The organism is Pseudonocardia wallangbongensis, from assembly GCF_054486945.1.
In genome coordinates, this window is the sequence record NZ_JBRERS010000001.1 from 676,482 (window position 1) to 701,357 (window position 24,876).

26 protein-coding genes are annotated in these 24,876 nt (G+C 73.4%); 11 read left to right on the forward strand and 15 right to left on the reverse strand.

The features are described 5' to 3' along the window. Positions 1–4 precede the first annotated feature (4 nt). The 3 genes from ACU436_RS03270 to ACU436_RS03280 are packed head-to-tail and all read left to right on the forward strand — an operon-like array spanning position 5 to position 2,308. Complete coding sequence (locus ACU436_RS03270) at positions 5–862, forward strand: phosphoenolpyruvate hydrolase family protein (protein WP_459021435.1); 858 nt, start codon at positions 5–7, stop codon at positions 860–862. A gap of 10 nt (positions 863–872) precedes the next feature. Next, positions 873–1,166, forward strand: a complete 294-nt coding sequence (locus tag ACU436_RS03275; protein ID WP_459021437.1) for an EthD family reductase — start codon at positions 873–875, stop codon at positions 1,164–1,166. Further along, positions 1,163–2,308, forward strand: coding sequence for a Gfo/Idh/MocA family protein (locus ACU436_RS03280; protein WP_459021439.1), 1,146 nt, complete (start codon positions 1,163–1,165; stop codon positions 2,306–2,308). The genes ACU436_RS03275 and ACU436_RS03280 overlap by 4 nt, the downstream gene beginning before the upstream one ends. 3 nt (positions 2,309–2,311) lie before the next feature. Here the strand turns inward: ACU436_RS03280 and ACU436_RS03285 are convergent, their stop codons facing one another. Together ACU436_RS03285 and ACU436_RS03290 are read right to left on the reverse strand one after the other, a co-directional pair. Then, positions 2,312–2,887, reverse strand: a complete 576-nt coding sequence (locus tag ACU436_RS03285) for an HdeD family acid-resistance protein (RefSeq protein WP_459021441.1) — start codon at positions 2,885–2,887, stop codon at positions 2,312–2,314. Between the two features lie 85 nt (positions 2,888–2,972). Continuing rightward, positions 2,973–3,872: a LysR family transcriptional regulator gene (locus ACU436_RS03290; protein ID WP_459021443.1), complete on the reverse strand. Its 900-nt coding sequence runs from the start codon at positions 3,870–3,872 to the stop codon at positions 2,973–2,975. 107 nt (positions 3,873–3,979) lie between these two features. Between ACU436_RS03290 and ACU436_RS03295 the strand changes: the two genes are divergently transcribed. Further along, positions 3,980–4,702, forward strand: a complete 723-nt coding sequence (locus ACU436_RS03295) for an SDR family NAD(P)-dependent oxidoreductase (protein WP_459021445.1) — start codon at positions 3,980–3,982, stop codon at positions 4,700–4,702. 6 nt (positions 4,703–4,708) lie between these two features. On the opposite strand, the gene ACU436_RS03300 is transcribed toward ACU436_RS03295, so the two are convergent. Further along, complete coding sequence (locus ACU436_RS03300; RefSeq protein ID WP_459021446.1) at positions 4,709–5,896, reverse strand: TerC family protein; 1,188 nt, start codon at positions 5,894–5,896, stop codon at positions 4,709–4,711. 142 nt (positions 5,897–6,038) lie between these two features. Between ACU436_RS03300 and ACU436_RS03305 the strand changes: the two genes are divergently transcribed. The 5 genes from ACU436_RS03305 to ACU436_RS03325 all read left to right on the forward strand — a co-directional run bounded on the left by ACU436_RS03305 (position 6,039) and on the right by ACU436_RS03325 (position 10,811). Continuing rightward, the gene (locus ACU436_RS03305; protein WP_459021448.1) at positions 6,039–7,079 is read left to right on the forward strand and encodes a substrate-binding domain-containing protein; all 1,041 of its coding nucleotides are present in this window, start codon (positions 6,039–6,041) and stop codon (positions 7,077–7,079) included. Positions 7,080–7,082: 3 nt separating this feature from the next. Beyond that, positions 7,083–8,603, forward strand: coding sequence for a sugar ABC transporter ATP-binding protein (locus ACU436_RS03310; RefSeq protein WP_459021450.1), 1,521 nt, complete (start codon positions 7,083–7,085; stop codon positions 8,601–8,603). Continuing rightward, a complete protein-coding gene (locus ACU436_RS03315; protein WP_459021452.1) occupies positions 8,600–9,610 on the forward strand; it encodes an ABC transporter permease in 1,011 nt (336 codons plus the stop codon). Before ACU436_RS03310 ends, ACU436_RS03315 begins: the two co-directional genes overlap by 4 nt. A gap of 454 nt (positions 9,611–10,064) precedes the next feature. Beyond that, positions 10,065–10,487, forward strand: coding sequence for a hypothetical protein (locus tag ACU436_RS03320; RefSeq protein WP_459021453.1), 423 nt, complete (start codon positions 10,065–10,067; stop codon positions 10,485–10,487). A 96-nt stretch (positions 10,488–10,583) separates the two neighbouring features. Continuing rightward, the gene (locus ACU436_RS03325; RefSeq protein WP_459021455.1) at positions 10,584–10,811 is read left to right on the forward strand and encodes a hypothetical protein; all 228 of its coding nucleotides are present in this window, start codon (positions 10,584–10,586) and stop codon (positions 10,809–10,811) included. A gap of 163 nt (positions 10,812–10,974) precedes the next feature. Here the strand turns inward: ACU436_RS03325 and ACU436_RS03330 are convergent, their stop codons facing one another. The 7 genes from ACU436_RS03330 to ACU436_RS03360 all read right to left on the reverse strand — a co-directional run bounded on the left by ACU436_RS03330 (position 10,975) and on the right by ACU436_RS03360 (position 17,683). Beyond that, entirely contained in the window at positions 10,975–11,982 is a 1,008-nt protein-coding gene (locus tag ACU436_RS03330; protein WP_459021458.1) for a substrate-binding domain-containing protein, read from the reverse strand. Positions 11,983–12,005: 23 nt separating this feature from the next. Further along, positions 12,006–13,001, reverse strand: coding sequence for an ABC transporter permease (locus ACU436_RS03335; RefSeq protein ID WP_459021460.1), 996 nt, complete (start codon positions 12,999–13,001; stop codon positions 12,006–12,008). Then, entirely contained in the window at positions 12,998–14,506 is a 1,509-nt protein-coding gene (locus ACU436_RS03340) for a sugar ABC transporter ATP-binding protein (protein WP_459021462.1), read from the reverse strand. Before ACU436_RS03340 ends, ACU436_RS03335 begins: the two co-directional genes overlap by 4 nt. A gap of 43 nt (positions 14,507–14,549) precedes the next feature. Continuing rightward, positions 14,550–15,410 carry an SIS domain-containing protein gene (locus ACU436_RS03345; RefSeq protein WP_459021464.1) on the reverse strand — a complete coding sequence of 287 codons (861 nt, stop codon included), beginning with the start codon at positions 15,408–15,410 and terminating at the stop codon, positions 14,550–14,552. A gap of 70 nt (positions 15,411–15,480) precedes the next feature. Beyond that, positions 15,481–16,425 (reverse strand): shikimate dehydrogenase family protein, encoded by a 945-nt coding sequence (locus tag ACU436_RS03350; protein ID WP_459021465.1) that lies wholly within the window; start codon positions 16,423–16,425, stop codon positions 15,481–15,483. Beyond that, positions 16,422–17,075: a bifunctional 4-hydroxy-2-oxoglutarate aldolase/2-dehydro-3-deoxy-phosphogluconate aldolase gene (eda, locus tag ACU436_RS03355; protein WP_459021467.1), complete on the reverse strand. Its 654-nt coding sequence runs from the start codon at positions 17,073–17,075 to the stop codon at positions 16,422–16,424. The genes ACU436_RS03350 and eda overlap by 4 nt, the downstream gene beginning before the upstream one ends. Then, entirely contained in the window at positions 17,075–17,683 is a 609-nt protein-coding gene (locus ACU436_RS03360; protein ID WP_459021469.1) for a glucose-6-phosphate isomerase family protein, read from the reverse strand. Before ACU436_RS03360 ends, eda begins: the two co-directional genes overlap by 1 nt. A gap of 137 nt (positions 17,684–17,820) precedes the next feature. Between ACU436_RS03360 and xylB the strand changes: the two genes are divergently transcribed. Further along, the gene (xylB, locus tag ACU436_RS03365) at positions 17,821–19,317 is read left to right on the forward strand and encodes a xylulokinase (RefSeq protein ID WP_459021471.1); all 1,497 of its coding nucleotides are present in this window, start codon (positions 17,821–17,823) and stop codon (positions 19,315–19,317) included. Continuing rightward, positions 19,314–20,303 carry a phosphotriesterase family protein gene (locus tag ACU436_RS03370; protein ID WP_459021473.1) on the forward strand — a complete coding sequence of 330 codons (990 nt, stop codon included), beginning with the start codon at positions 19,314–19,316 and terminating at the stop codon, positions 20,301–20,303. The genes xylB and ACU436_RS03370 overlap by 4 nt, the downstream gene beginning before the upstream one ends. Positions 20,304–20,334: 31 nt before the next feature. Here ACU436_RS03370 and ACU436_RS03375 read toward each other — a convergent pair whose 3' ends face one another. The 5 genes from ACU436_RS03375 to ACU436_RS03395 form a co-directional block, all read right to left on the reverse strand. Continuing rightward, positions 20,335–21,114 carry a GntR family transcriptional regulator gene (locus tag ACU436_RS03375; protein WP_459021475.1) on the reverse strand — a complete coding sequence of 260 codons (780 nt, stop codon included), beginning with the start codon at positions 21,112–21,114 and terminating at the stop codon, positions 20,335–20,337. Positions 21,115–21,131: 17 nt separating this feature from the next. Next, entirely contained in the window at positions 21,132–22,148 is a 1,017-nt protein-coding gene (locus ACU436_RS03380; RefSeq protein ID WP_459021477.1) for a zinc-dependent alcohol dehydrogenase family protein, read from the reverse strand. 47 nt (positions 22,149–22,195) lie between these two features. Further along, complete coding sequence (locus ACU436_RS03385; RefSeq protein ID WP_459021479.1) at positions 22,196–22,969, reverse strand: class I SAM-dependent methyltransferase; 774 nt, start codon at positions 22,967–22,969, stop codon at positions 22,196–22,198. A gap of 74 nt (positions 22,970–23,043) precedes the next feature. Further along, positions 23,044–23,706, reverse strand: coding sequence for a VC0807 family protein (locus tag ACU436_RS03390; RefSeq protein WP_459021480.1), 663 nt, complete (start codon positions 23,704–23,706; stop codon positions 23,044–23,046). Beyond that, positions 23,703–24,311 (reverse strand): TetR family transcriptional regulator, encoded by a 609-nt coding sequence (locus ACU436_RS03395; RefSeq protein ID WP_459021482.1) that lies wholly within the window; start codon positions 24,309–24,311, stop codon positions 23,703–23,705. The genes ACU436_RS03390 and ACU436_RS03395 overlap by 4 nt, the downstream gene beginning before the upstream one ends. Between the last annotated feature and the right edge of the window lie 565 nt (positions 24,312–24,876).

A 24,876-nucleotide genomic window follows, 5' to 3' on the forward strand; every position in this document is an offset into this window, starting at 1 on the left:
TCTCATGCCCACCCGATCCGAGCTCGTCGCCCGCCTGCGCGCCAAGGTGGCGCAGGGGCGGCCGATCATCGGCGGCGGCGCCGGCACCGGCCTGTCGGCGAAGTGCGCGGAGGCGGCAGGCCTCGACTTCGTCGTCATCTACAACTCGGGCCGCTTCCGGATGGCGGGGCGCAGCTCGATGGCCGGCCTCATGCCCTACGGCGACGCCAACGCGATCGTGATGGAGATGGGCGCCGAGGTGCTGCCCGTGGTGCGCGACCTGCCGGTGCTCGCCGGCGTGTGCGGCACCGACCCGTTCCGGCTGATGCCGCAGTTCCTGCGCACGGTCGCCGAGGCCGGCTTCTCCGGCGTGCAGAACTACCCGACCGTCTGCCTGTTCGACGGGATCATCCGCGCCAACCTCGAGGAGACCGGCCTCGGCTTCGACAAGGAGGTGGACATGATCGCCGCGGCGCACGCGCTGGACCTGTTCACCTGCACCTACGTGGCCAACCCGGACGAGGCGGCCGCCATGGCCGAGGCCGGCGCGGACGTCGTCGTGCCGCACATGGGGCTCACCACCTCCGGGATGATCGGGGCGCAGACCGCCCTGTCGCTCGCCGAGTCGAAGGAGAAGGTGGCCGAGCTGGCCGCCGCGGCGCGGGCGAAGAACCCCGACGTGCTCGTCGTCTGCCACGGCGGGCCGATCCACTCGCCCACCGAGGCGGCCGAGGTGATCCGCGACGTGCCCGGCGTCCAGGGCTTCCTCGGCGCCTCCAGCATGGAGCGGCTGCCCACCGAGGTCGCGATGGTCGACCACATGCGTTCCTACCTGCGGATCGACCTTCCCACCACAGCCACGAACACGACGGAAGCGAGCTGACGTGTACCGCATGACGATCCTCTACGGCACGCCGACCGACCCCGCAGCCTTCCGGGAGTACTACATGCAGACCCACGTCCCGCTGGCCCAGAAGATGACCGGCCTCACGGGCTGGAACCTGCAGTGGACCGACGGGAACCCCGACTGGATCCTCGTCGCGGAGCTGTACGCCGAGGACAAGGCGGCCATGGACGCGGTGCTCGCCTCGCCCGAGGGCCTCGCCGCGAGCAAGGACCTGGACAACTTCGTCACCGGCGGCGTGGTGTTCCTGACCGGTGAGGAGGAGCAGGTGGCGTTTTCGTGAGCGGTGCCGGCCTCGTCGTCGCCGTCGCCGGGCTGGGCTTCGGCGCCGAGTTCGTGCCGATCTACCTCAGCCACCCCGACGTGGCGAAGGTCGTGCTCGTCGAGCCCGACCGCGAGCGCCGCGCCGCGGTGGCCGACCGGTACCGGCTCGGCGCCGGGTACGGCGACATCACCGACGCGCTCGCCGACCCGGGCATCGACGCGGTGCACGTCTTCGCCCCGGTGCACACGCACGCGGACCTGTCCGTCGCCACGCTCCAGGCGGGCAAGCACGTGGCGTGCGCCGTGCCGATGGCCACCACGCTGGAGGACCTCGACCGCATCATCGCCGCCCAGGAGGCGTCGGGTCGCAACTACATGATGATGGAGACCACGGTCTTCGCCCGGGAGTACTTCGCCGTCGCGGAGATGCACCGGGCCGGCGAGCTGGGCGATCTCACCCTCTACCGCGGCTACCACATCCAGAACCTCGACGGCTTCCCCACGTACTGGCAGGGCTTCCCGCCCATGCACTACGTGACGCACGCGCTGTCGCCGATCCTGCACCTGCTCGGCACCACCGTCGCGAGCGTCCAGTGCCAGGGCGCCGGGCAGCTGGCCGAGACCCGCCGCACCGGCGGCTTCGACAACCCGTTCCCCACCGAGATGGGCCTGTTCCGGCTGCGCGGGAGCGACGTGCTCGCCGACGTGCAGATGTCGTTCTCCCAGACCGCCCGCAGCTACATCGAGGGGTTCTCGATCTACGGCGACCGCCGCGGCGTCGAGTGGCCGATCGACAACGAGGGCGAGCTGACCGTGTTCGACATGGCCGGGCCCGCTCCCGGGCGGCGCGGCAACCGGGTCGGGGCGAGCTCGCTCGCCCCGCCCGACCGCCCCGAACGGCTGCCGGAGCCGCTGCGGCCGTTCGTCCGCCCCACCGCCGTGCGGCTGCCGGGCATGCCCGCCGAGGTCCGAGTGGGGGCGGATCACGGCGGGTCCCACCCGTTCCTGGTGGACGAGTTCGTGCGCAGCGTCGTGGACGGGCGGGCACCGCTCGTCGACGCCCGGCGGGCGGCCGCGTGGACGGCACCCGGGATCTGCGCGCACGCCTCGGCGCTGGCCGACGGCGCGGCGGTGCAGGTTCCCGACTACACCGGCACCTGACGGTCAGTGGGATTCCAGGGTGCGGTCGCCGGCGCCCGCCGCCGACCGCACCCGGACCGCCCGGACGACCCGCGCGCTGCCGCCGGCGAGCGCGAAGATCCCGACGAGCCAGACCAGCGCGAGGAGGCCGCCCGCCGGCCAGATCAGCAGCAGCACGCCGAACACCACGTTCAGGATCCCGGCGGCCAGAGTCCAGCCCCACGCACCCGACCCGCTCCGGCGGGACGCGAACGCACCCCCGATCTCCCCGATCCCCATGATGATCGCCCAGAAGGCGATCACGAACAGCAGGGCGAGCGCGGTGACCCCGGGCCAGGCCAGCGCGACCAGACCGGCGAGCACCGAGACGACGCCCTGGACGACGGTCCAGACCCGGTGCGGCTCGCCGCGGCTGCGGACGCCGATCACGACCGCGGTGACGCCGTCGAGGATGGCGTAGACGCCGAAGAGCCACACCAGGGTCAGCAGGGCGATCCCCGGCCACACCAGCGCGAGGATCCCGAAGAGGACCATGAGGATCCCGCGCACGAGGACGAGCCACCACATCGTCTGCGCAACGGACCTGGTGTTCGTGTCCATCTCACTCCGATCGTCGTCCGACCGTCGGAGCCCGCGCGGCTCCCGGCGAGGGGAGCCGGACGATCCTCCCGCAACGGGCTCGCGCTCACAACCGAACCGGGCCGATGTCTCGGGCCAGCGCGATGAACCGCTCCGCCACCGGCGACGGCGGTCGCTCCGGCACGGCCAGGGCCAGCTCGATCGGAGGGCCGGCCGGCACCAGCCGGGCGAAGGTCACGTCGCGCGGCGCGCGCCCGGCGACCGAGGCCGGTACGACAGCCACGCCGTAGCCGGCGGCGACCAGGCCGACCACGGTGTCCATGTCGACGGCCTCCTGCGCCACCCGCGGCTCGAAGCCGGCCGCCCGGCAACGCGCCGTGACCGTCTCGTGCAGGCCCGCGCCGAGGCGGCGCGGGTTGCGGACGAACGCGTCGTCGCGCAACGCCGACAGCCGGACGGCCGATCGCCCGGCCAGCCGGTGGCCCGGCGGCAGCACCGCGACCAGGCCCTCCACGGCGACGGTGACCAGCTCGAGCTCCTGGGCACCCGGATCGGGCAGCGGCGGGCGCAGGAACCCGACGTCGAGGGTGCCTGCGCGCAGCCGTTCGACCTGCTCGGCGGTGGTGAGCTCGGCGAAGTTGACCGTGACTGCGGGGAACCGCTCCCGGAAGGCCCGCAGCAGGCGCGGCAGCGGTGCGCTCAGCGCCGACCCCACCGTGCCGACGGCGAGCGTCCCGTGCTCCCCGCGCCCCGCCGCCCGGGCCCGCCCGGCCGCCGCGTCCAGCCGCTCCAGTGCCGCGCGGGCGTCGGCGACGAACGCGGCACCGGCGGACGTCGGCGCGACGTTGCGGCTGTCCCGGTCGAACAGCCGCACCCCGAGCTCGCGTTCCAGCGCCGCCACCTGCTGGCTGATCTGCGACTGCGCGATGTCGAGGGTCGCGGCGGCGCGGCCGAAGTGCAGGTGCTCCGCGACGGCTGCCGCGGCCCGCAGCCAGCGGATCTCCATCATTAGAGATTACTGATCGATCAGCCGGAATTCATCATGAGAGCAGCATCGATCGGCCCGGCGCGACACGGTGGGCGAGTACGTGTCCTACGACCCCGAGGAGAACCATGCGCACCGCCGTCGTCACCGGAGCAGGCACTGGTATCGGCCGCGCCATCGCCGTCGCGCTGCACGCGGACGGCCACCACGTCGTCGTCACCGGGCGGCGACCGGACCCGTTGGAGAAGCTCGTCGCGGAGCTGGGCGGCCGGGCCGTCGCCGTCCCGTTCGACGCGTCCGACCCCGGCGCCGTCGAGGCCGCGCTGGACCTGCTGCCGGGACACGTCGACGTCCTGGTCAACAACGCGGGCGGCAACACCGACCTCGACCGCGACGCCCCCGCGGGCCTCGCCGCGGTCGCCTCGGACTGGCGGGCGAACCTGGACGCGAACCTGCTGTCCGCGGTGCTCGTCACCACCGCCCTGCGGGACCGGCTGCGGCCCGGCGGCACGGTCGTGCACATCGGATCGATCGCCGCGGACAAGGGCGCCGGCGCCTACGGCGCGGCGAAGGCCGGGCTCGCGTCCTGGACCGTGGACCTGGCCCACCAGCTCGGGCCGGGCGGCGTCACCGTCAACACCGTCGCACCGGGCTACGTCGCGGACACGGAGTTCTTCCGGGACCGGCTCACCGACGAGCGCCGGTCGGCCCTGATCCGGGCCGCCGCCACCCGGCGGCCGAGCACGCCGAACGACATCGCCGCCACGGTCGCGTTCCTCGCCTCCCCCGGTGCCCGGCAGATCACCGGCCAGTGCGTCGCCGTCAACGGCGGCGAGCGGACCACCCGCTGACCGGCGTCACGGGCGCCGGGTGGCCACGCCGTCGTGCTCCGCGTGCGCCCGCCGCAGGAGCTCCATCAGCTGCTCCTCCTGCCGGATCCGCGCCCGGTACTTCTCCGGCAGCTTGCGCAGCTGGGCCTCCTCGCCGAGCAGCTTGCGGAAGACGTTCTCGCGCACCGCCGGGTCGATCTCGCACGTCAGGTATTCGGTGGCGTGCCGCCGCGCCGCGGACACGAGGTTCACGGCCCGGCCCTTCGGGCTGACGAGCGAGGCGACCACGGTCACCACCAGGACGCCGATGATCACGACGAGCGACATGCCGGTGCTGATCTCGATGACGTCGACCGCCTGCCCGTTGTTCACGAACGGGACGTTGTTCTCGTGCAGCGCGTGCAGGATCAGCTTGACGCCGATGAAGGCGAGGATGGCCGCCAGGCCGTAGGAGAGGTAGACGAGCCGGTCGAGCAGGCCGTCGAGGAGGAAGTACAGCTGGCGCAGCCCCAGCAGGGAGAACGCCGTGGCCGTGAACACCACGTACACGTTCTGCGTCAGGCCGAAGATCGCGGGGATGGAGTCGAGCGCGAACATGATGTCGGTGCCGCCGATGGCCACCATGACCAGCAGCATCGGCGTCATGACCCGCTTGCCGTCCCGGACCGTGAAGATCTTGTCGCCGTCGTACTCCTCGGACGTCCTGAAGAGCGCGCGGGCGAGCCGGACCATGATGTTGTCCGGTGACCGGTTCTCCGAGTCCCGGGGCCGGAGGATGTTTCCCGCCGTGATCAGCAGCACCAGCCCGAACAGGTAGAACACCCAGGCGAAGGTGTTGATCAGCGCGGCGCCGACGAGGATGAAGCCGGTGCGGGCGATGAGCGAGAACACGATGCCGAACAGGAGCACCTTCTGCTGGTCGGCGCGCGGCACCCGGAAGCTGGTCATGACCACGAGGAAGACGAACAGGTTGTCGACCGACAGCGCCTTCTCCGTCAGGTAGCCCGCGAAGTACTCCGCGCCCATCGCCGTGCCGCCGAGGACCAGCACGCCGACGCCGAACAGCACCGCGATCCCGACGTAGAGCGCCGACCACACCGCGGCTTCCCGGATCGTCGGGACGTGCGCCTTGCGCACGTGGAAGAAGTAGTCGAGGGCGAGCAGGCCAACGATCCCGACGATCGTGGCGCCCCAGATCAGGGCCGATGCGTCCATCCAGGCTCCCGGTTCAGGCCGACCAGGTGGCCCACATTACGGCGGACGAAGCGCCCGGTCCGCCCACATGTCACCTGTCCGAGGATGCGCCGCGCGCCTTGACAATCCTGTCATGACAGGATGAACTCTGGCCGTGCCCACTGTGACGCGCACGACAGTCCGGAGCGTCTCGCTCGGCGTCCTCGCGGTCGCCGCCGTCGTCGCCCTCGGGGCCGGCCTGCTGGTCGGGCGGGCGGCGTCCGGCGGCGCATCCGATCCGGCGGCGGTGGCCGGGCAGGCGCCCGTCGCGGGCAGCCGGATCGACGTGATCGTGAAGGCGACGGACTCGGAGTTCTGGCAGTCGATGATGGCCGGCTCCGAGAAGGCGGGCGCCGACCTCGGCGTGCAGCTGGGACTGTTCGGCCCGACCTCCGAGACGGACATCGCCCAGCAGGTCAGCCTCGTGGAGAACTCGATCTCCCGCGGGGCCGAGGCGATCGTGCTGGCGTCGAACTCCTCGACGGCGCTCGACGACGTCGTCGGCCGCGCCCGCGCCGCGGGCATCACGGTGATCACGGTCGACAACGCGATCGGCGCGCAGTCCGAGGGCTTCATCGGCACCGACAACATCAAGGCCGGTCAGCAGGCGGGCCAGCGCATGTGCGACCTGCTCACCCGGCAGGGCAACCCGGCGGGCAAGGTGCTGCACGAGTCGGCGGTGTCCGGCGTGCAGGTGCTGATCGACCGGTTCGAGGGCTTCCGCTCCGGCCTCGGGACCGGCTGCCCGGACGCGCAGATCATCCAGACGCTGGTGAACGGCAACGACCTCAACACCGCCGTCGGGCAGGTCAACGACGCGCTGACCCGCACCCCGGACCTCGCCGGGATCTTCGCCGACAACAACACCTCCGGCACCGGCACCGCCCGTGCCGTCGGGGCATCCGGGCGGGCGGACGCCCTCGCGGTGGTGGCGTTCGACTCCGACCCGGCCGAGGTCGAGGCCGTGCGCACGGGGGCGATCGACGCGATCCTCGTGCAGAACCCGTTCTTCTTCGGCTACCAGGGCGTGGTCGAGGCCGCGATGGCGCTGCAGGGCTCCACTCCCCCGGTCAACCTCGACCCGGGGGCCGTGCTCGTCGACCCGTCGAACGTGGGCGATCCGGCGCTCGCCGCCCTGCTCGACCCGCCGACCACCACGGGCTGACCGGTGGCCCCCGTCGTCTCGCTCACCGGCGCCCGCAAGACCTACGGCCCCGTCGTCGCGCTCGACGACGTCGACCTGGAGGTGCTCCCCGGCGAGGTGCACTGCCTGGCCGGCGAGAACGGCGCCGGCAAGTCCACCTTGATCAAGGTGCTGACCGGGGCCGTCGCCCGGGACGGCGGCGGGTACGCGGTGAACGGCCGGGACATGGGCCCGCACCCCACCCCGGCCCAGGTGCGCCAGGCCGGCGTGGGCGTCGTGTACCAGGAGCTGTCGCTTCTGCCCGAGCTCAGCGTCATGGACAACCTGCTGATGGGCCGGCTGCCGCACCGGTTCGGGGTGGTGTCGCGGGGCCGCCAGCGCGCCGCCGCCCGGGAGCTGCTCGACCGCGTCGGGCTCCGGGCGGTGCCGCTCGACGCCGCGGTGGGCGACCTCGGCACGGCCACCCGGCAGCTCGTGGAGATCGCCCGCGTCGTCGGGTCCGGCACCGACCTGGTCGTCCTCGACGAGCCCACCACCGCGCTGTCCGAGCGGGAGGCCGAGGCGCTCCTCGACCGCATCCGGGTGCTGCGGGACGCGGGCACCGCCGTGCTCTACGTGACCCACCGGCTCGAGGAGATGTTCGCGATCGGCGACCGCGTCACCGTCCTGCGCGACGGCCGGCACGTCACCACGCGCCCCTTGGAAGGGCTCGACGAGGCCGGCCTGATCGCCGCGATGGTGGGCCGCGAGATCACCCAGCTCTACCCGGGCACCCGCCGCGACCCCGGACCGGTGCGGCTCGAGGTGCGCGGCCTGCACCCGGCCGGGTTCCCGGCGCCCGTCGACCTCGCCGTGCGGCAGTGCGAGATCCTCGGGCTCGCCGGCCTGCTCGGCGCGGGACGCTCCGAGCTCCTGCACGCCCTGTTCGGCGGGGCGCCGGTACAGGCGGGCACCGTCCTCGTCGACGGCGCGGAGGTGCCGCTGCGCTCGCCGCGCACGTCGATGCGGCACGGGATCGCGCTGCTCACCGAGGACCGCAAGGAGTCCGGGCTGCTGCCGGAGCTGTCGATCCGCGAGAACGTCACGATCGCGACGCTCCCCCGCGCCGCCCGCGCCGGCGTGATCAGCGCCCGGGCGCAGCAGTCCGGGGCCGAGACCGCGGTGGCCGGCCTGCGCCTGCGGCACGGCGGCTGGGACGACCCGATCACGTCGCTGTCGGGCGGCAACCAGCAGAAGGCGCTGCTCGGCCGGTGGCTCGGCACCGGCGCGAAGGTGCTGCTGCTCGACGAACCGACCAAGGGCGTCGACGTCGGCGCCAAGTCCGACCTCTACCGGATCATCGCCGACTTCGCCGAGCAGGGGCTCGCGGTCGTGGTCGTGTCGTCCTACCTCCCCGAGCTGATCGGCCTCTGCGACCGGATCGTCGTGCTCCGCGAGCGGGCGGTCGCCGGGGAGCTCGCCGCCGCCGACGCCACCGAGCACCGGATCCTCGAGCTCGCCAGCCCCCGCCGTGACATCGAGAGCGACGAGGAGACCACCGAGTGACCCAGCCGCGCACACTCACCCTGGCCGGACCACGGCCCGCGCCGCCGCAGGTGCTCACCGTCGGCGACCTGCTCGGCCGCGGCGTCAGCGGGCTGCCCGTCCTGGTGCTGCTGGCGCTCGCGCTCTCGCTGGCCACGGACACGTTCCTCACGGGCACCAACCTGGACAACCTCGGCCGGCAGGTGTCGATCTTCGCGATCATCGCGATCGGCCAGCTCCTGGTGATCCTCACGGCCGGCATCGACCTGTCCGTCGGCTCCGTGGTCGGGCTGTCCGGCGTGATCTCCGCGTCCGTGGTGTTCGAGGCGACGGCGGGCGGCCAGGTCGTGCTGGCGGTGCTGCTCGCGCTGCTGGCGGGCGCGGTGGTCGGCGCCGTCAACGGCGTGCTCGTGGCGGTCTTCCGGATGCCGGCGTTCATCGTGACGCTGGCCGGCCTGGGGATCGCCCGCGGCGCGACGCTGCTGATCACCGGCGGGCGGACCGTCCAGCCGCTCCCACCGGCGTTCCAGGACATCGCGGGCGGCACCACGCTGGGCATCGCCAACCTGATCTGGATCATGCTGATCGTGGCGGCCGCCGTCGCCTTCGCCCTGCGCCGCACGGTCTGGGGCCGCTACGTCTACGCCGTCGGCTCGAACGCCGAGTCGGCGCGGCTGTCCGGGGTGCCGGTGCGGCCGGTGCTCGTGAGCGTCTACGCGATCTCCGGGCTGCTCGCCGGGCTCGGCGGCATCCTGCTCGCGTCCCGCCTCGGCAACGGCGTCCCCACCTCGGGCACCGGCTACGAGCTGCAGGCCATCGCCGCGTGCGTGATCGGCGGGGCCAGCCTGTTCGGCGCCCGGGGCACGGCGGTCGGCGCGCTCCTGGGGGCCGTCATCGTCGGGCTGCTCAACAACGGCGGCACGCTGCTCGGCATCGACCCGTTCTGGCTGCAGATCGCCATCGGCGTGCTCATCCTCGTGGCCGTGGGGCTGGATCAGCTCAACGCCCGCCGGGCGGCCAGGGGCTGAAGGGGCTTCAGTCCCGGCTTGCGCCGTCCGGCCAGATCAGCGCCGAGCGTTGTGGATCTGGCCCCGGGAGGATGATCGCGCAAGATCGTGGGGTCCTTCTCGGGGCCTCCTGGCGGCGCTCCCACCGGGGTGGGGTCGGAGCCGGACCGGCCGTCGCAGCGATCAAGGGCAAATGGCTGCCCGGCAGGGATGACCAAGGGCAAATGGTCGCTCCCAGAGATCATTCGGCGACCATTTCCCCTTGATCGGCGATTCAGTGCGCTCACTGTGGGTCAGTCAGCCAGCGAAACCGGCCTCCGGTGGCAACAGGAGCGCAGGCTGCTCGTGGCATCAGCAGGCGCGTCCGGTGCATCCGTGCACGATCCGCTGCTACGCGGGACGCGCGGCCGAGATGGCGCGCCGGGCGCCGGCTCCTCCTCCCGAGCCGCGCAGGGTGACTCGATAGGGTCGCGACATGACAGAGGGTATGCAGCCCCCTAGCGTTGACGAGTGGGATGACGAGGGCCGGTTCCCGGTGCTGCGGGGGATGCTGGAGAACTTCGCGCGCGTCGACGACGGGTTCGGGGTCGCGCTCTACGTCGACGGCAAGGTGATCACCGGGCACGCGGTGGGCCGCTCGGCGTGGCTGCGCGCCCTGGCCGGGCAGACGGGGCCCGGTGACGGCGCGACCACCGCCGCGGTGCGGGTCGCGCTCCGGGATGTCGCCAGCGGCTACGAGGACGAGCCCCCGGTGCACGCGACGCAGATCCAGCACGCGCACCTGATCAACGTGACCATCCACGATCTCGTGAAGACGGATGTGATCAAGATGCCGCAGCTGGAGGTCGCACTGGCGCGGGTGTCCGGGTGGAGCCTGAGCGACACTCCACGCCGCTGAGCTACCGCCGCTTCTGCCGGTCGGCGACCTCGGCGTTGTATCGCAGCGCGCAGGGGTGGCGGGCTGAGCTGCCTGCTGCCAGGCGCATCCGGCGCAGTGCCCGGTGCCGTCGTCGACGTGCGTGGAGAGCATCCGCTCGGTCAGGTCGTTCGCGATGTAGAAGGCGACGATCTCGCTGGGTTCCGGGCTCGCCAGATCGCGCCGTTGCAGACCCGCTACCACCCGCAGGTGCGCGAGACCGTCGCGACGCTCGCCGAGTCGGACCGACGCCGCACCGACACCCTGGCCGGTTTCGCGCGTTGGGCGGGCCTGGCCAGCGCCTGAGCCTCAGGTGCGGCCGAGAGGTCCCCGACCGCTGCGCGTGGGCCGGCTGCGATCAGGCCGCCCAGCTGATCAAGGGCAAATGGTCGCTCCCAGAGATCATTTGGCCACCATTTCCCCTTGATCGACGATCCGGTGCACCGTCTAGCACACACGCGGCACCGCATCAGAAGACGCTGCTCGGGTCGTAGAACTCGGAGACGTTCTCGCACCCGATGCCCCCGGCCTTGGTGAGCGAGGTCTTCTGGACCGTCGCCGGGTCGGTCTGCCCGGTGGCGACGCCCACGGCGAGGTCGAACACCTGCTCGGCCGCGAGGCTCGGGGAGTTCAGGCCGGTCGAGACGTACTGCCCGGTGCAGCCGCCGTCCGCGATCTCGGCGAGCGCCTCCTTCTGCCCGTCCGCCGCGGCGGCGACGAGGACCGTGCTGTTGCCCTGGTTGCGCAGCACGCTGAGCGCGCCGAGGGCCATCGAGTCGTTGAGGCCGAGCACCAGGTCGGTCTCGGGGTGGGCGGCGAGCATCGACTCGGTGGCCGGGATCGCCTCCTCCTGGGTGTAGGTGGCGGTGGCCGAGGCGACGACCTCGGGGGTCACGCCGCCCTCGGTCAGCCCGGCGAGGAAGCCCTCCTGCCGGGCCGGGCCGACGATCTCGTCGTCGGGCCCGCCGTTCAGGACGGCCACCTGGACGGTCGTGCCGGTGCCGATGCGCTTCGCGGTGATCTGGCCGGACAGCCGGCCGATCTCGTGGTTGTCCGACTGCACGGCGGTGAGCCCGATGTCCGGGATCGAGGTGTCGACGAACAGCACCGGCACCTCGCCCGCGGCCTGCTCGAGCTGGGTGCGCTGGGTCTCCGGGCTGATCGCGTTGACGACGAGCGCGTCGACGCCCTGGGCGAGCATCGCCTGCACCTGGTTGAGCTGGGTGACCGGATCCCCGCCCGCGTTCTGGTACAGCAGGTGGAAGCCCTCGTCCTGCGCGCGCTGCTGCGCCGTCGCCTCCATGGCGGCGTAGTAGGGGGCGTCCATCTGGCGCTGGGCGAAGCCGATCGTCACCTCGGTGACCGGCTTCGCCTCCTGGGCTTCGGTGGGCGACGAGCTCGATCCGACGGTGCCGCAGGCGGACAGCAGCGCGAGGGACGCGGCCGCCGCGACGGCGAGGAGGCGGGGGGTGCGCATGGGGTCTCCGGTTGTTGTCGGGGTCAGCGACCGCGTCGGGCGGGGGAACGGCCGATGGTGGCCAGCGCCACCGCGAGCAGGATCAGGGCGCCGCGGAAGGCGTCCTGGAGGAACGTCGAGACGTTGAGCAGGACGAGCAGGTTCGTGATGACGCCGAAGATCGCGGTGCCGACGACGGCGCCGAACACCCGGCCCTGCCCGCCGGACAGGCGCGCCCCGCCGATGACGACGGCGGCGATGGCGTCCAGCTCGAAGAGGTTGCCCGCGGTGGGCGTGCCCGCCCCGACCCGGGACGCCAGCAGGAACCCGCCGAGTCCGACCAGCACCCCGGCGATGACGTAGACGGCGAGCAGGGTGGCGCGCACCGGCACCCCGGAGGCGTGCGCGGCCTCCCGCGTGCTCCCGACCGCGTACACGCGGCGGCCGAACACGGTGCGGCGCAGCAGGAACGCCATGCCGACGGCGACCGCGACCCAGATGACACCGAGCACCGGCACGCCCAGCACCGTGGCCGTGCCGACGAGCGTGAACGCCGGGTCGGCCGGGCGGACCGGCACGCCCTCGGTGTAGGCGTAGACGAGGCCGCGGGCCAGCGCGAGCATGCCGAGCGTCACGATGAACGGCTCCAGCCCGCGGAACGCGACGAGGAACCCGTTGACGGCCCCGAGCAGCGCGCCGACGGCGACGGCCACGAGCACCGCTACGGCCGTCGACGCCCCACCGAACAGGCCGGCGGACAGCACGCACGCGAGCCCCAGCACCGAGCCGACACTGATGTCGATGCCGCCGGACACCACGACGATGAACTGCGCCAGCGCCACGATGCCGATCACCGACATCTGCAGCACGAGGTTCTCGAGGTTGCGGGTGGACAGGAACGCGTCGGACAGCACCGCCGCGAGCACCACCAGCACGAGCAGGATGAGCAGCGGGTACTGGGTGCGCAGCCACCCGAGGCCACGCCCGGCCCACGCCGAGGTCTCGGCAGGGGCGCTCGCCTTCTTCGCCCTGACGGTCATGCGGCGGCTCCTCCCAGGGCGGCGCGGATCAGGTCCTCGGTGGAGGCGTCGGCGGCGTCGAGCTCGGCGACCTGCCGGCCGTCGCGCAGCACGAGCACGCGGTGGCACAGCAGGAGGGCCTCCTCGGCCTCGCTGGTGACCACGAGGACCGCCCTGTCCTGTTGCGACAGGCCGTGGATGATCTCGTAGATGTTCAGCCGGGCTCCGACGTCGATGCCCTTGGTCGGCTCGTCGAGCACGATCACGCCGGGGTCGGCGGCCAGCCACTTCGCGAGGCAGACCTTCTGCTGGTTGCCCCCGGACAACGCCCGCGTGGGTGTCTCGGGCCCGCCCGTGACCTGGAACCGCTCGATCAGCTCGGTGACCCGGGTCCGCTCCTCCTGGCGGCGGACGACGCCGGCCGTCGCGAGCCGCGGCAGCGTGACGAGGCTGAGGTTCTCGGCGTTCGTGAACTCCCCGACGAACCCCTCGCGGCGCCGGTCCTCGGTGAGGTGCACGACGCCGTGGCGCAGGGCGGCGCCGGGGCTGCGCATCGTCACCGCGCGGCCGCCGACCTCGACGGTGCCGGCCCGCGGCTGCTGCTGTCCCGAGACCGAGCGCGCCACCGAGGACCGGCCGCTGCCGACCAGCCCGTAGATCCCGACGACCTCGCCGCCGCGCACGTCGAACGACACGTCCGTGGCCGAGCCCGCGTGCAGGCCGCGCACCGACAGTGCCGGGGCGCGACCCTCCGCGCGGTGCGCGGGCGGGCGCTGCAGCGCCCGGACCCCCTCGCCGATCATCAGCATCGTGACCTCGGCGGCGTCGGTCTCGGCCGTGCGCAACACCGCTACGAGCCGCCCGCCGCGCAGCACGGCGATGCGGTCGGAGAGCGCGAAGACCTCGGGCATCCGGTGCGACACGAACACGACGGCGGTGCCGGCGGCCTTCTCGGCGGCCACCATCTCCTGCACGTCGGCGAAGTGCTCCTCGGTGGTGGAGGCCGTGGTCTCGTCGAGGATCAGCACCTCGTGCGGCGTGACGCGGGCGCGGGCCAGCGCGAGCATCTGCCGCTGCCCCGGGGCCAGCGATCCGGCGAGCCGGCCCGGCGGCACGTCACCGAGCCCGACGTCGCGCAGCGCCTGCCGGGTGGTCTCGTCGTCCCCGCGGCGGGCGAGCGACCACGGCCGGATGTCGCGCCCGGAGCGCAGCCGGTACAGCCACACGTTCTCGCCCACGGTGAAGTCGTCGACGACCAGCGGCTCCTGGTGCATGAGCAGGATCCCGGCGCGGTCGGCCTCCGCGGGATCGGCCACCGGCGCGGGGTGCCCCGCGACGCGGATCTCGCCGGCGCTGGGCGGCTCCTGCCCGGCCAGGAGCCGCGCGAAGGTCGACTTGCCCGCCCCGTTGGCACCGCAGATCGCGAGCACCTCGCCGGCGTGCCCGTCGAGGTCCACATCGGAGAGCGCCTGCACGCCCGGGTAGCTCTTGCCCACCCCGCGCGCGGAGAAAACGACTCTGTTCATCGCACCCATCGGATCACTTGTAATTACAGGATGTCAAGTGTCCTCAGCTGTCGTCGGCGCTGCCCCGGAACACCGAGAGCGCCTCCTTCATCTCCCGCAGCCGCTCGAGGTGGCCCGGCCCCCTGCGGACGGCCACGGCCGTCGCCAGCACGTCGATGAGGACCAGCCCGGCGAGGCGGCTGACGGTCGGCGTGTAGATGTCGGTGTCCTCGAATGTGCGCAGGACGATCGCGACGTCGGCGAGGTCGGCGAGCGGACCGGGACCTCCGGTGACGGCGATGACCGAGGCCCCGCCGCGCTTCGCACGCTCGGTGACCTCCAGCACCGACGTCGTGCGCCCCGTGTTGGAGATCGCGACGAACACCTCGCCCGGCCCGCACACCGCGGCGGCCATGTACTGCTGGTGCAGGTCGACCGGCGCGCTGCACGGCACGCCGAAGAGCACCGCGTGCTGCAGGGCGTCCTGGGCGATGATCCCGGACGCGCCCAGCCCGACGAAGTGCACCGACGCCGCCCGCACGAGCGTGTCGACCGCGGCCGCGACCGCGGCGGTGTCGAGGGAGCGGCGCGTGCGGTCGAGGCTGCTCAGGGTGTGGTCGAAGACCTTGCCGGCCATCGCCTCGACCGGGTCGTCGGGCGCGATCGCGGAGTGCGTCACCGGGATGCCGACCGCGAGCGACTGGGCGAGCCCGAGCCGGAAGGCCTGGAACCCGCCGAAGCCCAGCCCCGTGCAGAACCGCATCACGGTCGGCTCGCTCACGCCGGCGGCGTCGGCGAGCCCGGCCATGCTCAGGTGCACCGCGGCGGCCGGATCGGCGAGCACCGCCGCCGCGACCTTGCGCTCCGAGGGCCGGATCCGGTCCTGCCTGCTCGTGATCAGCTCCAGCACCGGCTCCGCACTCATCGCTCGCCCTCGCTGCGCTCGGGCGGCGCTTCGCGCGGGCGCTGTGACATTGATTCGCTCGCAAGCTCGCTCATCGGCGCGCCGCCGCCGCCAGCCGGCCCAGCTCCTCGAAGCGGGGGCCCGACGTGGGGATGTCGACCTCGAAGACCTCGGCGATCACCCGCGTCCAGCCGTGCAGGAAGTACTCCCAGCCGTCGTGCACGCGCGCTCCGGCGTTCCGGGACTGGTCGAGGAACACCAGGTCGCCCCGGTAGTTGAGGTCCCACGCGACGGCCTGCCCGGGGAACCGGGCCGCGTCGGTGAGCGGCGAGCCGGGCGCGTCCTTGCCCAGGCCGGTCGCGTTCACCACGAGCGCGCCCGGGGCCAGCCCGGCGAGCACGGCGTCGTTGCCCGAGGGGTCGTCGACCGGCCGGCACTCGACGGGAACGTCGGTGCCCAGCTCGTCGTGGACGCGGCGCAGCGCGGCGAGCCGTTCGCGGTCCGGGTCGGTCACGACGATCCGCCGCGGCCGGTCCGCCCCGCGCTCCGCGCGGGTGAGGTACCAGCTGATCGCGATGGCCGAGCCGCCTGCGCCCATGACGAACGCGTCGGCCGGGGCGGCCGCCCAGGCCCCGGGCGGCGTGATGGCGTCCAGGGCCAGCCCGGCCGTGACCGGGTCCTTCGCGGACGCCACGAGCGCCCCGCCCGGCTTGGCCAGGCAGCTCACCTCGCCCATCAGCCGCGCGAGCGGGTCGACGTCGGCGAAGAGGTCGGCGCACGCCGCGTACAGGTCGATCTTGTGCGTGGTGACGAGCGCACCGGCGCTCTGCGGGTCGGCGGCGAGGAACTCCACGATCCGCCGGTAGTCCGCGCGCGGGGCGTGCAGCGGCAGGTCCACCCCGACCAGCGGCACGTCGCCCAGCCCGAGCGCCCGCGCCCAGCGCGGGAACACCGGGCGGATGGAGGAGCGCCCGGTCGTGACGCCGACGAAGTAGAGCGTCGGCCGCTCGGCCGGGCGCGGCAGCTCGACGGTCACGCCGCACCGGCGGGGCGCAGCGCCGCGGCGGCGCGGGCGCGCTGCGCGATCACGTCCCAGCGCCCCGCGGCGATGTCGGCGCGGGGGGCGATCCAGGTGCCGCCCACGGCGAAGACGTTCGGCAGGCCGAGGTACTCCGCCGCGTTCTCCGGGCGCACCCCGCCGGTCGGCATGAACCGCGCCCCCGTCCAGCCGAACGGTCCGTCGAGCGCCTTCAGGGTGCCGATTCCGCCGTAGGCGCCCGCCGGGAAGAACTTGATGTGCCGGGCCCCGGCCTCCAGGCACGCCCCCACCTCGCTCGGCGTGACCGCGCCCGGCACGAACGGCAGCCCGGCCGCCGCGGCCGCGGCCAGGCAGGCGGCCGACCACCCCGGGGAGACCCCGAACCGCGCGCCCGCCGCGGCGGCGGAGGTGACCATGTCCGGCAGCACCAGCGTGCCCGCGCCGAGCAGGAAGCCGGGCAGCTCGGCCGCGATCGTGGCCACCGCATCGCGCGCGGCGGGCGTGCGGAACGTGACCTCGACGACCGGGAGCCCGGCGTCGGCGAGGGTGCGCGCGAGCGGTACGGCGGTGGCCGCGTCGTCGATCTCGACGACGGGTACGACCGCGAGCGCCTCCACGGCGGCGAGGACGTCGGACTCGAGCTCCATCAGGCCGCTTCCTTCCGGTAGCCGGTGTGGTCGGGGTTGGGACGGGTGGTCCAGCCGCCCGTGCCGTCGTCGACGACGAGCCGCGCCATGCCACCCGCGTCGGCGATGAGCGCGTAGTCCTGGCCCGCGTCGGCCGGGTAGCAGAACAGCGTCACGAACGGCTCGTCGCCGGTGTTCACGCTGCGGTGCACCCAGTGCCCCGGCACGTGCACGGCGTCGCCCGGCCCGAGGGCGACCGCGCGGCTGCGCCCGTCGAAGGCCTCCATCAGCAGCACGCCGCGCCCGGAGAGGCAGTGGTAGAGCTCGGCGCGGTCGGCGCGGGCGTGCAGGTGCCCGCGCGTGACGGCGAACTCGTCCCCGTACCGCCCCGGCAGCAGGGTGCTGGTGCCGATGATCAGCGCACCGGGACCGTCCCCGCTGCGGTGCTCCGCCACCCGGTACACGACGTGGTCGGCGCCGCGCTCGGCCAGCGCGGCGGCGAACGCGCGCTCGTCGCGGTACACGCCGGCCATGTCGCCGAGCTGCTTCTCGTAGCCCCCCGTGCGGCCCTGCATCGCACCCGAGGGGTCGATCGTCAGGGCGCCGGGCTCGGGCACGGGGGACGTCATCGGGTCGCCATCTTCCATCGCTGTGTAGTTCTACTACAGAAATCCCCGTCAGGAAGCGCAGGGATGGCCATGACCTTGCGACAGCCCGCACCTTCAGCTAGTACTACTACAACCACGGCCGTGAAGGGGAACGACAGATGACCGCATTCATCGTCTCCCACGACCTGGGCACCACCGGCGACAAGGCGACGCTCGTCGACGCCGAAGGGCAGGTGGTCGCCGCCGTCACCGCGACCTACGAGACCGACTTCGGCCCCCGGGGCAAGGCCGAGCAGGACGCCGAGGCGTGGTGGCAGGCGGTCTGCACGGCCACCCGGCGGCTGCTCGGGCAGGTGCCCGGCGCGCGCGACTCCGTCGCAGGCGTGAGCTTCTCCGGGCAGATGATGGGTGCGGTCCTGCTGGACGCCGCGGGCGACCCGGTCCGCCCGGCGATCATCTGGGCCGACACCCGCTCCACCGCCCAGACCGACCAGCTGCTGGAACGCGTCGGCATGGAGGCCGGCTACCGGATCACCGGGCACCGGCTCAACCCGACGTACTCGCTCACCAAGGTCATGTGGGTGCGCGACACCGAGCCCGACGCGTTCGCCCGCGTGCGGCACGTCGTGAACGCCAAGGACTTCGTCGTGCACCGGCTCACCGGGGCGCTGGCCACCGACCCGTCGGACGCGAGCAGCACGAACGCCTACGACCAGTCCGCCGGCACCTGGTCGGCGGAGCTGGTCGACGCGGCCGGCCTGGACGCGGCGCTGTTCCCCGAGGTCGTACCGTCCACCACCGTCGTGGGGAACGTGACGGCGGAGGCGGCCGCGGCCACCGGCCTTCCCGCGGGCACCCCGGTCGTGCTCGGCGGCGGGGACGGCCCGATGGCGGCACTCGGCGCCGGGATCGTCGACGCCACGTCGGGCGCCTACACCTACCTCGGGTCGTCGTCGTGGGTCTCGCTCGCCGCCGACGCGCCGCTGCACGACCCGCAGATGCGCTCGATGACGTTCAACCACGTGATCCCCGGCCGCTACGTGCCCACGGCCACGATGCAGGCCGGCGGCGCGTCCCTGCAGTGGATCATGGACGTGCTCGCCCCCGGCGAGGACGGGCGCTACGAGCGGCTGCTCGCGGCCGCCGACGGCGTGACCGCGGCCGAGGACGGGCTGTACTTCCTGCCGCACCTGCTCGGCGAGCGCTCCCCGTACTGGAACCCGCGGGCCCGCGCGGTGTTCGCCGGCCTCGCCCGCCACCACGGCCCCGAGCACCTGGCCCGCGCCGTCGTGGAGGGGGTGGCGTTCAACCTCTACACCGGGCTGCTGGCGTTCGTGGAGAACGGCGCCACGATCGAGCGGATGGATGCCATCGGCGGGGCCGCCAACGCCGCCCCGCTGCTGCGGATCTTCGCCGACGTGTGGGGCGTGCCGGTGCGCAGGCGCACGCTGGTGGACGAGGCCACCGCGCTGGGCGCGGCCGTGGTCGGCGGCGTCGGGGTCGGGCTCTACGCCGACTTCTCGGTCGCCCGGCGGATGTCGGAGCAGGCGCCGCCCTGCGAGCCGGACCCGGCGGCGCACGAGCGCTACCGCCGCGGGCACGCGGTGTTCCTCGACGCCTACCGGCGGCTGGAGCCGTGGTTCGAGAGCCTGTGATCCGCACGGTCCTCGGGGACATCGCACCGGACGAGCTCGGCCGCTGCGACTACCACGAGCACCTGTTCCAGGTCTCGCCGCTGCTGCCCGGCGACGAGCTGGACGACGAGGCCGCGAGCGGCGCGGAGGCGGCGACGCTGCGGACGGCCGGGATCGACGCGATGGTCGAGGCCACCCCCACCGGCCTTGGCCGCGACCCGGCCGGCGTGGCCCGCATCAGCGCGGCCACCGGCCTGCGCGTCGTGCACACCACCGGCGCGCACCGCAGCGAGCACTACGGGAGCGGGCACTGGCTGCCGGCCTGCCCGGAGGCCGATCTCGGCGCGCGCTTCACCGCCGCCGTCCGCGACGGGCTGCCCGCCGTCGACGGCCCGGGCCGCGGCGCCCCCGCCGTCGGGCCGGGCGGCGTTCCCGTGCGGGCCGGGCTGGTCAAGGCGGGGGTGGGCTACTGGCGCATCGACCCCTTCGAGCGGCGCGTGCTGGCGGCGGCCGCCGCGACGGCCGCCGCGACCGGCGTGGCGGTGATGGTGCACCTGGAGCACGGGTCTGCCGCGCACGAGGTGCTCGCCACGCTCGCCGCCGACGGCGTGGCCGCCGACCGGGTGGTGCTCGCCCACGCCGACCGCAACCTCGACCCCGGGCTGCACGCCGAGCTCGCCGCCGCGGGCGCGTACCTCGGCTACGACGGCATGGCCCGCCACCGCGAGGCCCCGGACTCGGCGATCCTGGACTGCCTGGAACGCGTGGCCGGCGCCGGCGGGGCCGACCGGCTGCTGCTCGGCGGCGACGTCGCCCGCCGCACCCGCTACCGCGCCTACGGCGGTCTCCCCGGCCTGGACTACCTGCCCCGCCGCTTCCTGCCGCGCGTCCGGGAACGGCTGGGCGATGAGCTGCTTCACCGCGTGCTGGTGACGAACCCGGCGAGGGTGTTCACCCTCGATCCGGGACCGCAGCAAGGTGGCTTTGCTCCGGTGCTACCGCAGTAAAGCCCCCTTGCTGCGGTTCGCTACCGCCGGACTACGTCACGATCATCGAGGGTTTGGCGCGGGCGCTCGGTTCGCGCACCAGGTCCACCTCGAAGCGGCTGCGGTCGCCGCGGTGGTAGGCCACGAAGCTCTCGACCGGCCGCTCGTCGGCGTCGAAGCTGAGGCTGCGCAGCACGAGCACCGGCGCACCGGTGGCGACGCCGAGCGCCCCGGCGAGCGGCTGCGGGGCCGCGCTCGCCTCGACCGACCGCCGGCCGTGGGCCAGCCGCACGCCGTAGGACTCCTCGAGCACGGCGTAGAGCGAGCGGTCGGTGAGGTCCTCGTGCTCCAGGCCGGGCACGAGCGCGTGCGGCAGGTGCGTCACGGTGAGCACCCAGGGCTGGTCCTCGACGAACCGCAGCCGCTCGAGCAGCACCACCGGGGAGTCCGGCTCGATCCGCAGGTCGGCGGCCACCTGGTCGTCGGCCGGGACCACGGCGAGGGTGCGCACCTGGCTGCGCAGCTGCCCACCCCGGGCGGCGACGTCCTCGAACAGGCCGGTGAGCGACTGCACGAGCCCTTCCGCGGTCTTCGGACGGGCCACGAAGGTGCCCTTGCCCTTGCGCCGCTCGATGACGCCCTCGAACTCCAGCTCCGTGAGCGCCTGCCGCACGACGGTGCGGGAGACGTCGTAGGCCTCGCAGAGCGCGTTGTCGCCGGGCAGGAGGTCGCCGGGCTGCAGGTCGCGGCGCGCGATCTCCTGCACCAGCAGCTGCTTGAGCTGGTGGTAGTAGGGCAGCGCAGAGGTCCGGTCGATACGCCCGCGCCTCATCGCTCCTCCCGCTCCGCTCACGGCCGCACTACGGCCTTCACACATCCCCGGTCCTGCAGCGCGGCCAGCGCGTCCGCGTAGTCGTCGAGGGCGTACGTGTGCGTGACGATGCCGTCCGTGGCGACGCGGCCGGTGCGCAGGGCCTGCAGGGCGCGGTCGAAACTGTACGCCTGGCTGTACGAGCCCTTGATCACCAACTCGCGGCGGAACACCTCGTAGGGGGACACGGTGAGCCGGTCGGCCTCGTCGGTCATGCCGTAGACGAACACCGTGCCGCCGTCCCGGGTGAGCGGCAGGCACTGCTCCAGCACGCCGACGGCGCCCGTCGCGTCGACGACGACGTCGAACCCCTCCGGGGCGAGCTCCCGCAGCCGGGCCACGGCGGCCTCCGGGGCCGCGCGGTCCATCTGCACGGTCTCGTCGGCGCCGTGGCGGGCGGCGAGCTCCAGCTTGGCGGCGGTCGGCGCGGCGACGGTGACCCGGCTCGCGCCCGCGTGGCGCAGCAGCTGCGCGAGCAGCAGCCCCGTCGGGCCGGCGCCGAAGACCAGCACGTCGCTGCCCGGCGGCAGGCCGAGGACGTCGAGCCCGTGCATCACGCAGGCCGTCGGCTCGGCGAGCACCGCGGCCTCCGGCGCCAGGTCGTTCGCGGGGTGGCACTTGCCGGCCGGTGCCACGACGTACTCCGCGAACCCGCCCGGCGCGTTCACCCCCTGCGCCACGATCTCCCGGCAGAACGCCGGCCGGGCACGCCGGCAGCTGGTGCACACACCGCAGTACTGCTGGTTGTCCAGCACGACCCGCTCGCCGACCCGCAACCCGGTGACGCCCGCACCGATCTCGTCGACCTCACCGACGATCTCGTGGCCCGGCGTCAGCGGGTAGACGGGATCGAACTGGCCGTCGTGCAGGTGTGCGTCCGTACCGCAGACGCCGGCGAGCACCACGCGCAGCCGCACCTCCCCCGGACCGGCGTGCGGATCGGGCACCTCGGTGACGGTGAAGCGACGCGGCTGGTCGTACTGGACGGCCTTCACCGCCCGCACGCTACCAGCCCTTGTACTTACAGGATGAGAGGAAAGCGTCAGGTGGCCCGGACCAGCACGAGCGAACCGGTCAGGGACGGCTGCTGCCGGAGGTGGCCGAACCGCTCGTCCCACGCGCCGGACCCGAGGTCCCGCCGCAGCCGTTCCACGTACTCCGCGGCGAGGTCCGCCGGCACGAAGCTCCAGGCCGAGCAGGACCGGCGCGCGGCCGGGTCGAGCAGGATCTCGGGGCGCGCGTAGTACGCCTCGTTGAAGCCGTCGACGCAGTCGGCCGGGACCGGCACCGTCGTGACCTCGGCGCGCCCGCCGAGCATCGCCGTGATGTCGCCGATCGCCGGGTACCGCCGCGCCTCGGTGTCGAGCACCGACGGCGCGTACTCGTACAGCCAGAAGTCGCGCACCCGGTCCGGGTCGCAGGTGAGGATCACGACCGGGCCGCGGGCCACCCGGCGCATCTCGCGCAGGCCGGCGCCGACGTCGCTCCACTGGTGCACGCTGAACGTGCTCATCGCCGCGTCGAACTCGTCGTCGCCGAACGGCAACCGCTCCGCGACCGCGTCGACGGCCACCGGCAGGTGCCGCGGACGCTGCGCCCGCATGGACGCCGACGGCTCCACCGGCGTCACCTCGAACGCGGCCGACTCGTACGACCCGGCGCCCGCCCCCACGTTGACCACGGTGCGGGCCCCGGCCAGCGCGGCCTCGAGCACCGCCGCGATCCGCGGCTCCGGCCGCCGGTAGGCGGAGTACGCACCGCCGATCGCGCCGTAGTCCGCGTCGCCCGCGCTGCCGTCCGCCGCACGCAAGTTCACGCGCCCGATCATGCCGGTGCCCGGCTCGCCAATGAGTCGGCGCCCGGCAGCGAACCGATCACGGGTAGGCACGCTCAGGCTTCCAGGTCCTCCTTGCGCAGGTACCAGACGTGCCAGGTGATCAGGCAGGCCATCGCGGCGAACCACACCACGGTGGTGACCAGCGAGATGAGGTCGATCGGCAACGTGTAGACGAGCACGATGTGCACCACCGCGTTGGCCAGCAGCACAGCACCCCACGCGGCCGTGTCGATGCGCAGCCCGCGCCGGAACCGGGCGTCGGTGTCCCAGCGGGCCGCCCACGCCGCCGCGCCCTCGGCGCCCCGCTTGACCTCGGCGATCGTGCGACCCAACGTCAGCTGCGCGGGCCTGCCGACGACGACCGTGACCAGCATCCACGCCCCGAACAGGCCGCCCAGCGCCGCGGTCCACCCCTCCCGGACCGCGAGCGTGCGCGGGTCGCCGGACAGCAGGCCCAGCACGACGGACAGCACCAGAACGCTCAACGTCACCAGGGCGACGAGGTCGACGCGGCGGTTGCGCACGATCGTCCACACCACGTACGGCGCCGCCACCAGCACGCCGGCCATCAGCGCCCACCACTGGCCCACGCCCATGGCGCGCAGGCCGTAGAACAGCGCCATCGGCGCGACCACCTCGAACACGACGGTCAGCACGTTGGCGCGGACCACCCGGCGCAGGCCCGCGTCCGGCACGGGCGCCTCGTCGATCATCATCTGGATCCCCCCTCGGGATCGGGCGCGATCGCCCGTACGTACAGGTCGGCGAGCTCGCGGCCGAGACGGGCGAGCTCGGTGGGTTCTGGTGGAGCGGCGGCCGCGGTGGCGACGACGGCGTCGAGGCCGGCGATGAGGGCGAGCGCCACCGTCCGGGTGTCGAACGGGCGGAAGACGCCCGCCTCCTGCCCGGCGCGGAAGTGCCCCTCGAACAGGGCGAGCCGCCCGCTGACCCCGGCGCTGTGCGAGCCGGCGTTCTTCACGAGGTCGATCAGCGCCCGGATGGCGGCGGGGTGCACGCCGACGAGCGCGACGTTCGACTCGACGTAGGCGCGCACCTGCGCGACATGACCCTCGGCGGCGTCGATCCGCGGCCCCATGAACGCCCCGGTGACCTGCTCGATCTCGGCGACGCACGCCGCGAGCAGATCGTCCTTCCCCGCGAAGTGGTAGCTGATCATGCCGGTGCTGGACAGGCCCGCGTGCTTCGCGATCCGGCTGAACGACGCCCTGGCGTAGCCGACCTCGGCGATCACCTCGATCGCCGCCATCACGATCTGGGCCCGCCGGCCCGACTCGGTGAAGGTTCTTGTTCTTGCTCGCACGAGCAGAAGTTAGCTTGATCGAGCAAGGCGGCGCAAGCCGGTATGCCGTCCGGGCCGGTCTCGCCGGGCCGGTAGCCGATCCCCTTGCGTTGGGCGAGCCCGGTCGCCTCAGAACTCGACGCTCCCGCCCCACACGGGCGACGCACGTGTGGGGGCGGCGGCCGTCCCCGAAGTCGCGCCGGTTCGCGGCGAGAGGTCGCTGTCGAACGGGTTCCGCGGAACGCGGGCGGCCGCCGATTCGGTCTTTCTTGCGTTGGGCGAGCCGGGTCGCCTCGGGACTCGATGCTCCCGTCCTCCGACGGGGCCTCGCGCGTTGTCATCGCGTTCGCGTCGATCCGGTGCGTGTGGGGGTGGCCGGGTTGGGGTCACTACCGTCTCCCGTGGGCGCCTTGGCGGCCGTTCCCGGCTGTAGGGCACGCCCGTTACTAACGGGACCCCCTGCTGGGCGCCTAGGCAACTATCCTGTGGTTCCGAATCGACACCAGCCATCACTACAAGATCGCTGCCATCCCACCCGCGTTCCGCGGAACGTAGACCGTCAAGAATTGTCGGACCCTGGTGCCAT

Coding starts and splice junctions, on each gene's coding strand:
- ACU436_RS03270 (WP_459021435.1), top strand. CDS start 5: ATGCCCACCCGATCCGAGCTCGTCGCCCGCCTGCGCGCCAAGGTGGCG.
- ACU436_RS03275 (WP_459021437.1), top strand. CDS start 873: ATGACGATCCTCTACGGCACGCCGACCGACCCCGCAGCCTTCCGGGAG.
- ACU436_RS03285 (WP_459021441.1), bottom strand. CDS start 2,887: ATGGACACGAACACCAGGTCCGTTGCGCAGACGATGTGGTGGCTCGTC.
- ACU436_RS03290 (WP_459021443.1), bottom strand. CDS start 3,872: ATGGAGATCCGCTGGCTGCGGGCCGCGGCAGCCGTCGCGGAGCACCTG.
- ACU436_RS03295 (WP_459021445.1), top strand. CDS start 3,980: ATGCGCACCGCCGTCGTCACCGGAGCAGGCACTGGTATCGGCCGCGCC.
- ACU436_RS03300 (WP_459021446.1), bottom strand. CDS start 5,896: ATGGACGCATCGGCCCTGATCTGGGGCGCCACGATCGTCGGGATCGTT.
- ACU436_RS03320 (WP_459021453.1), top strand. CDS start 10,065: ATGACAGAGGGTATGCAGCCCCCTAGCGTTGACGAGTGGGATGACGAG.
- ACU436_RS03330 (WP_459021458.1), bottom strand. CDS start 11,982: ATGCGCACCCCCCGCCTCCTCGCCGTCGCGGCGGCCGCGTCCCTCGCG.
- ACU436_RS03335 (WP_459021460.1), bottom strand. CDS start 13,001: ATGACCGTCAGGGCGAAGAAGGCGAGCGCCCCTGCCGAGACCTCGGCG.
- ACU436_RS03340 (WP_459021462.1), bottom strand. CDS start 14,506: ATGAACAGAGTCGTTTTCTCCGCGCGCGGGGTGGGCAAGAGCTACCCG.
- ACU436_RS03345 (WP_459021464.1), bottom strand. CDS start 15,410: ATGAGTGCGGAGCCGGTGCTGGAGCTGATCACGAGCAGGCAGGACCGG.
- eda (WP_459021467.1), bottom strand. CDS start 17,075: ATGGAGCTCGAGTCCGACGTCCTCGCCGCCGTGGAGGCGCTCGCGGTC.
- ACU436_RS03360 (WP_459021469.1), bottom strand. CDS start 17,683: ATGACGTCCCCCGTGCCCGAGCCCGGCGCCCTGACGATCGACCCCTCG.
- xylB (WP_459021471.1), top strand. CDS start 17,821: ATGACCGCATTCATCGTCTCCCACGACCTGGGCACCACCGGCGACAAG.
- ACU436_RS03375 (WP_459021475.1), bottom strand. CDS start 21,114: ATGAGGCGCGGGCGTATCGACCGGACCTCTGCGCTGCCCTACTACCAC.
- ACU436_RS03390 (WP_459021480.1), bottom strand. CDS start 23,706: ATGATGATCGACGAGGCGCCCGTGCCGGACGCGGGCCTGCGCCGGGTG.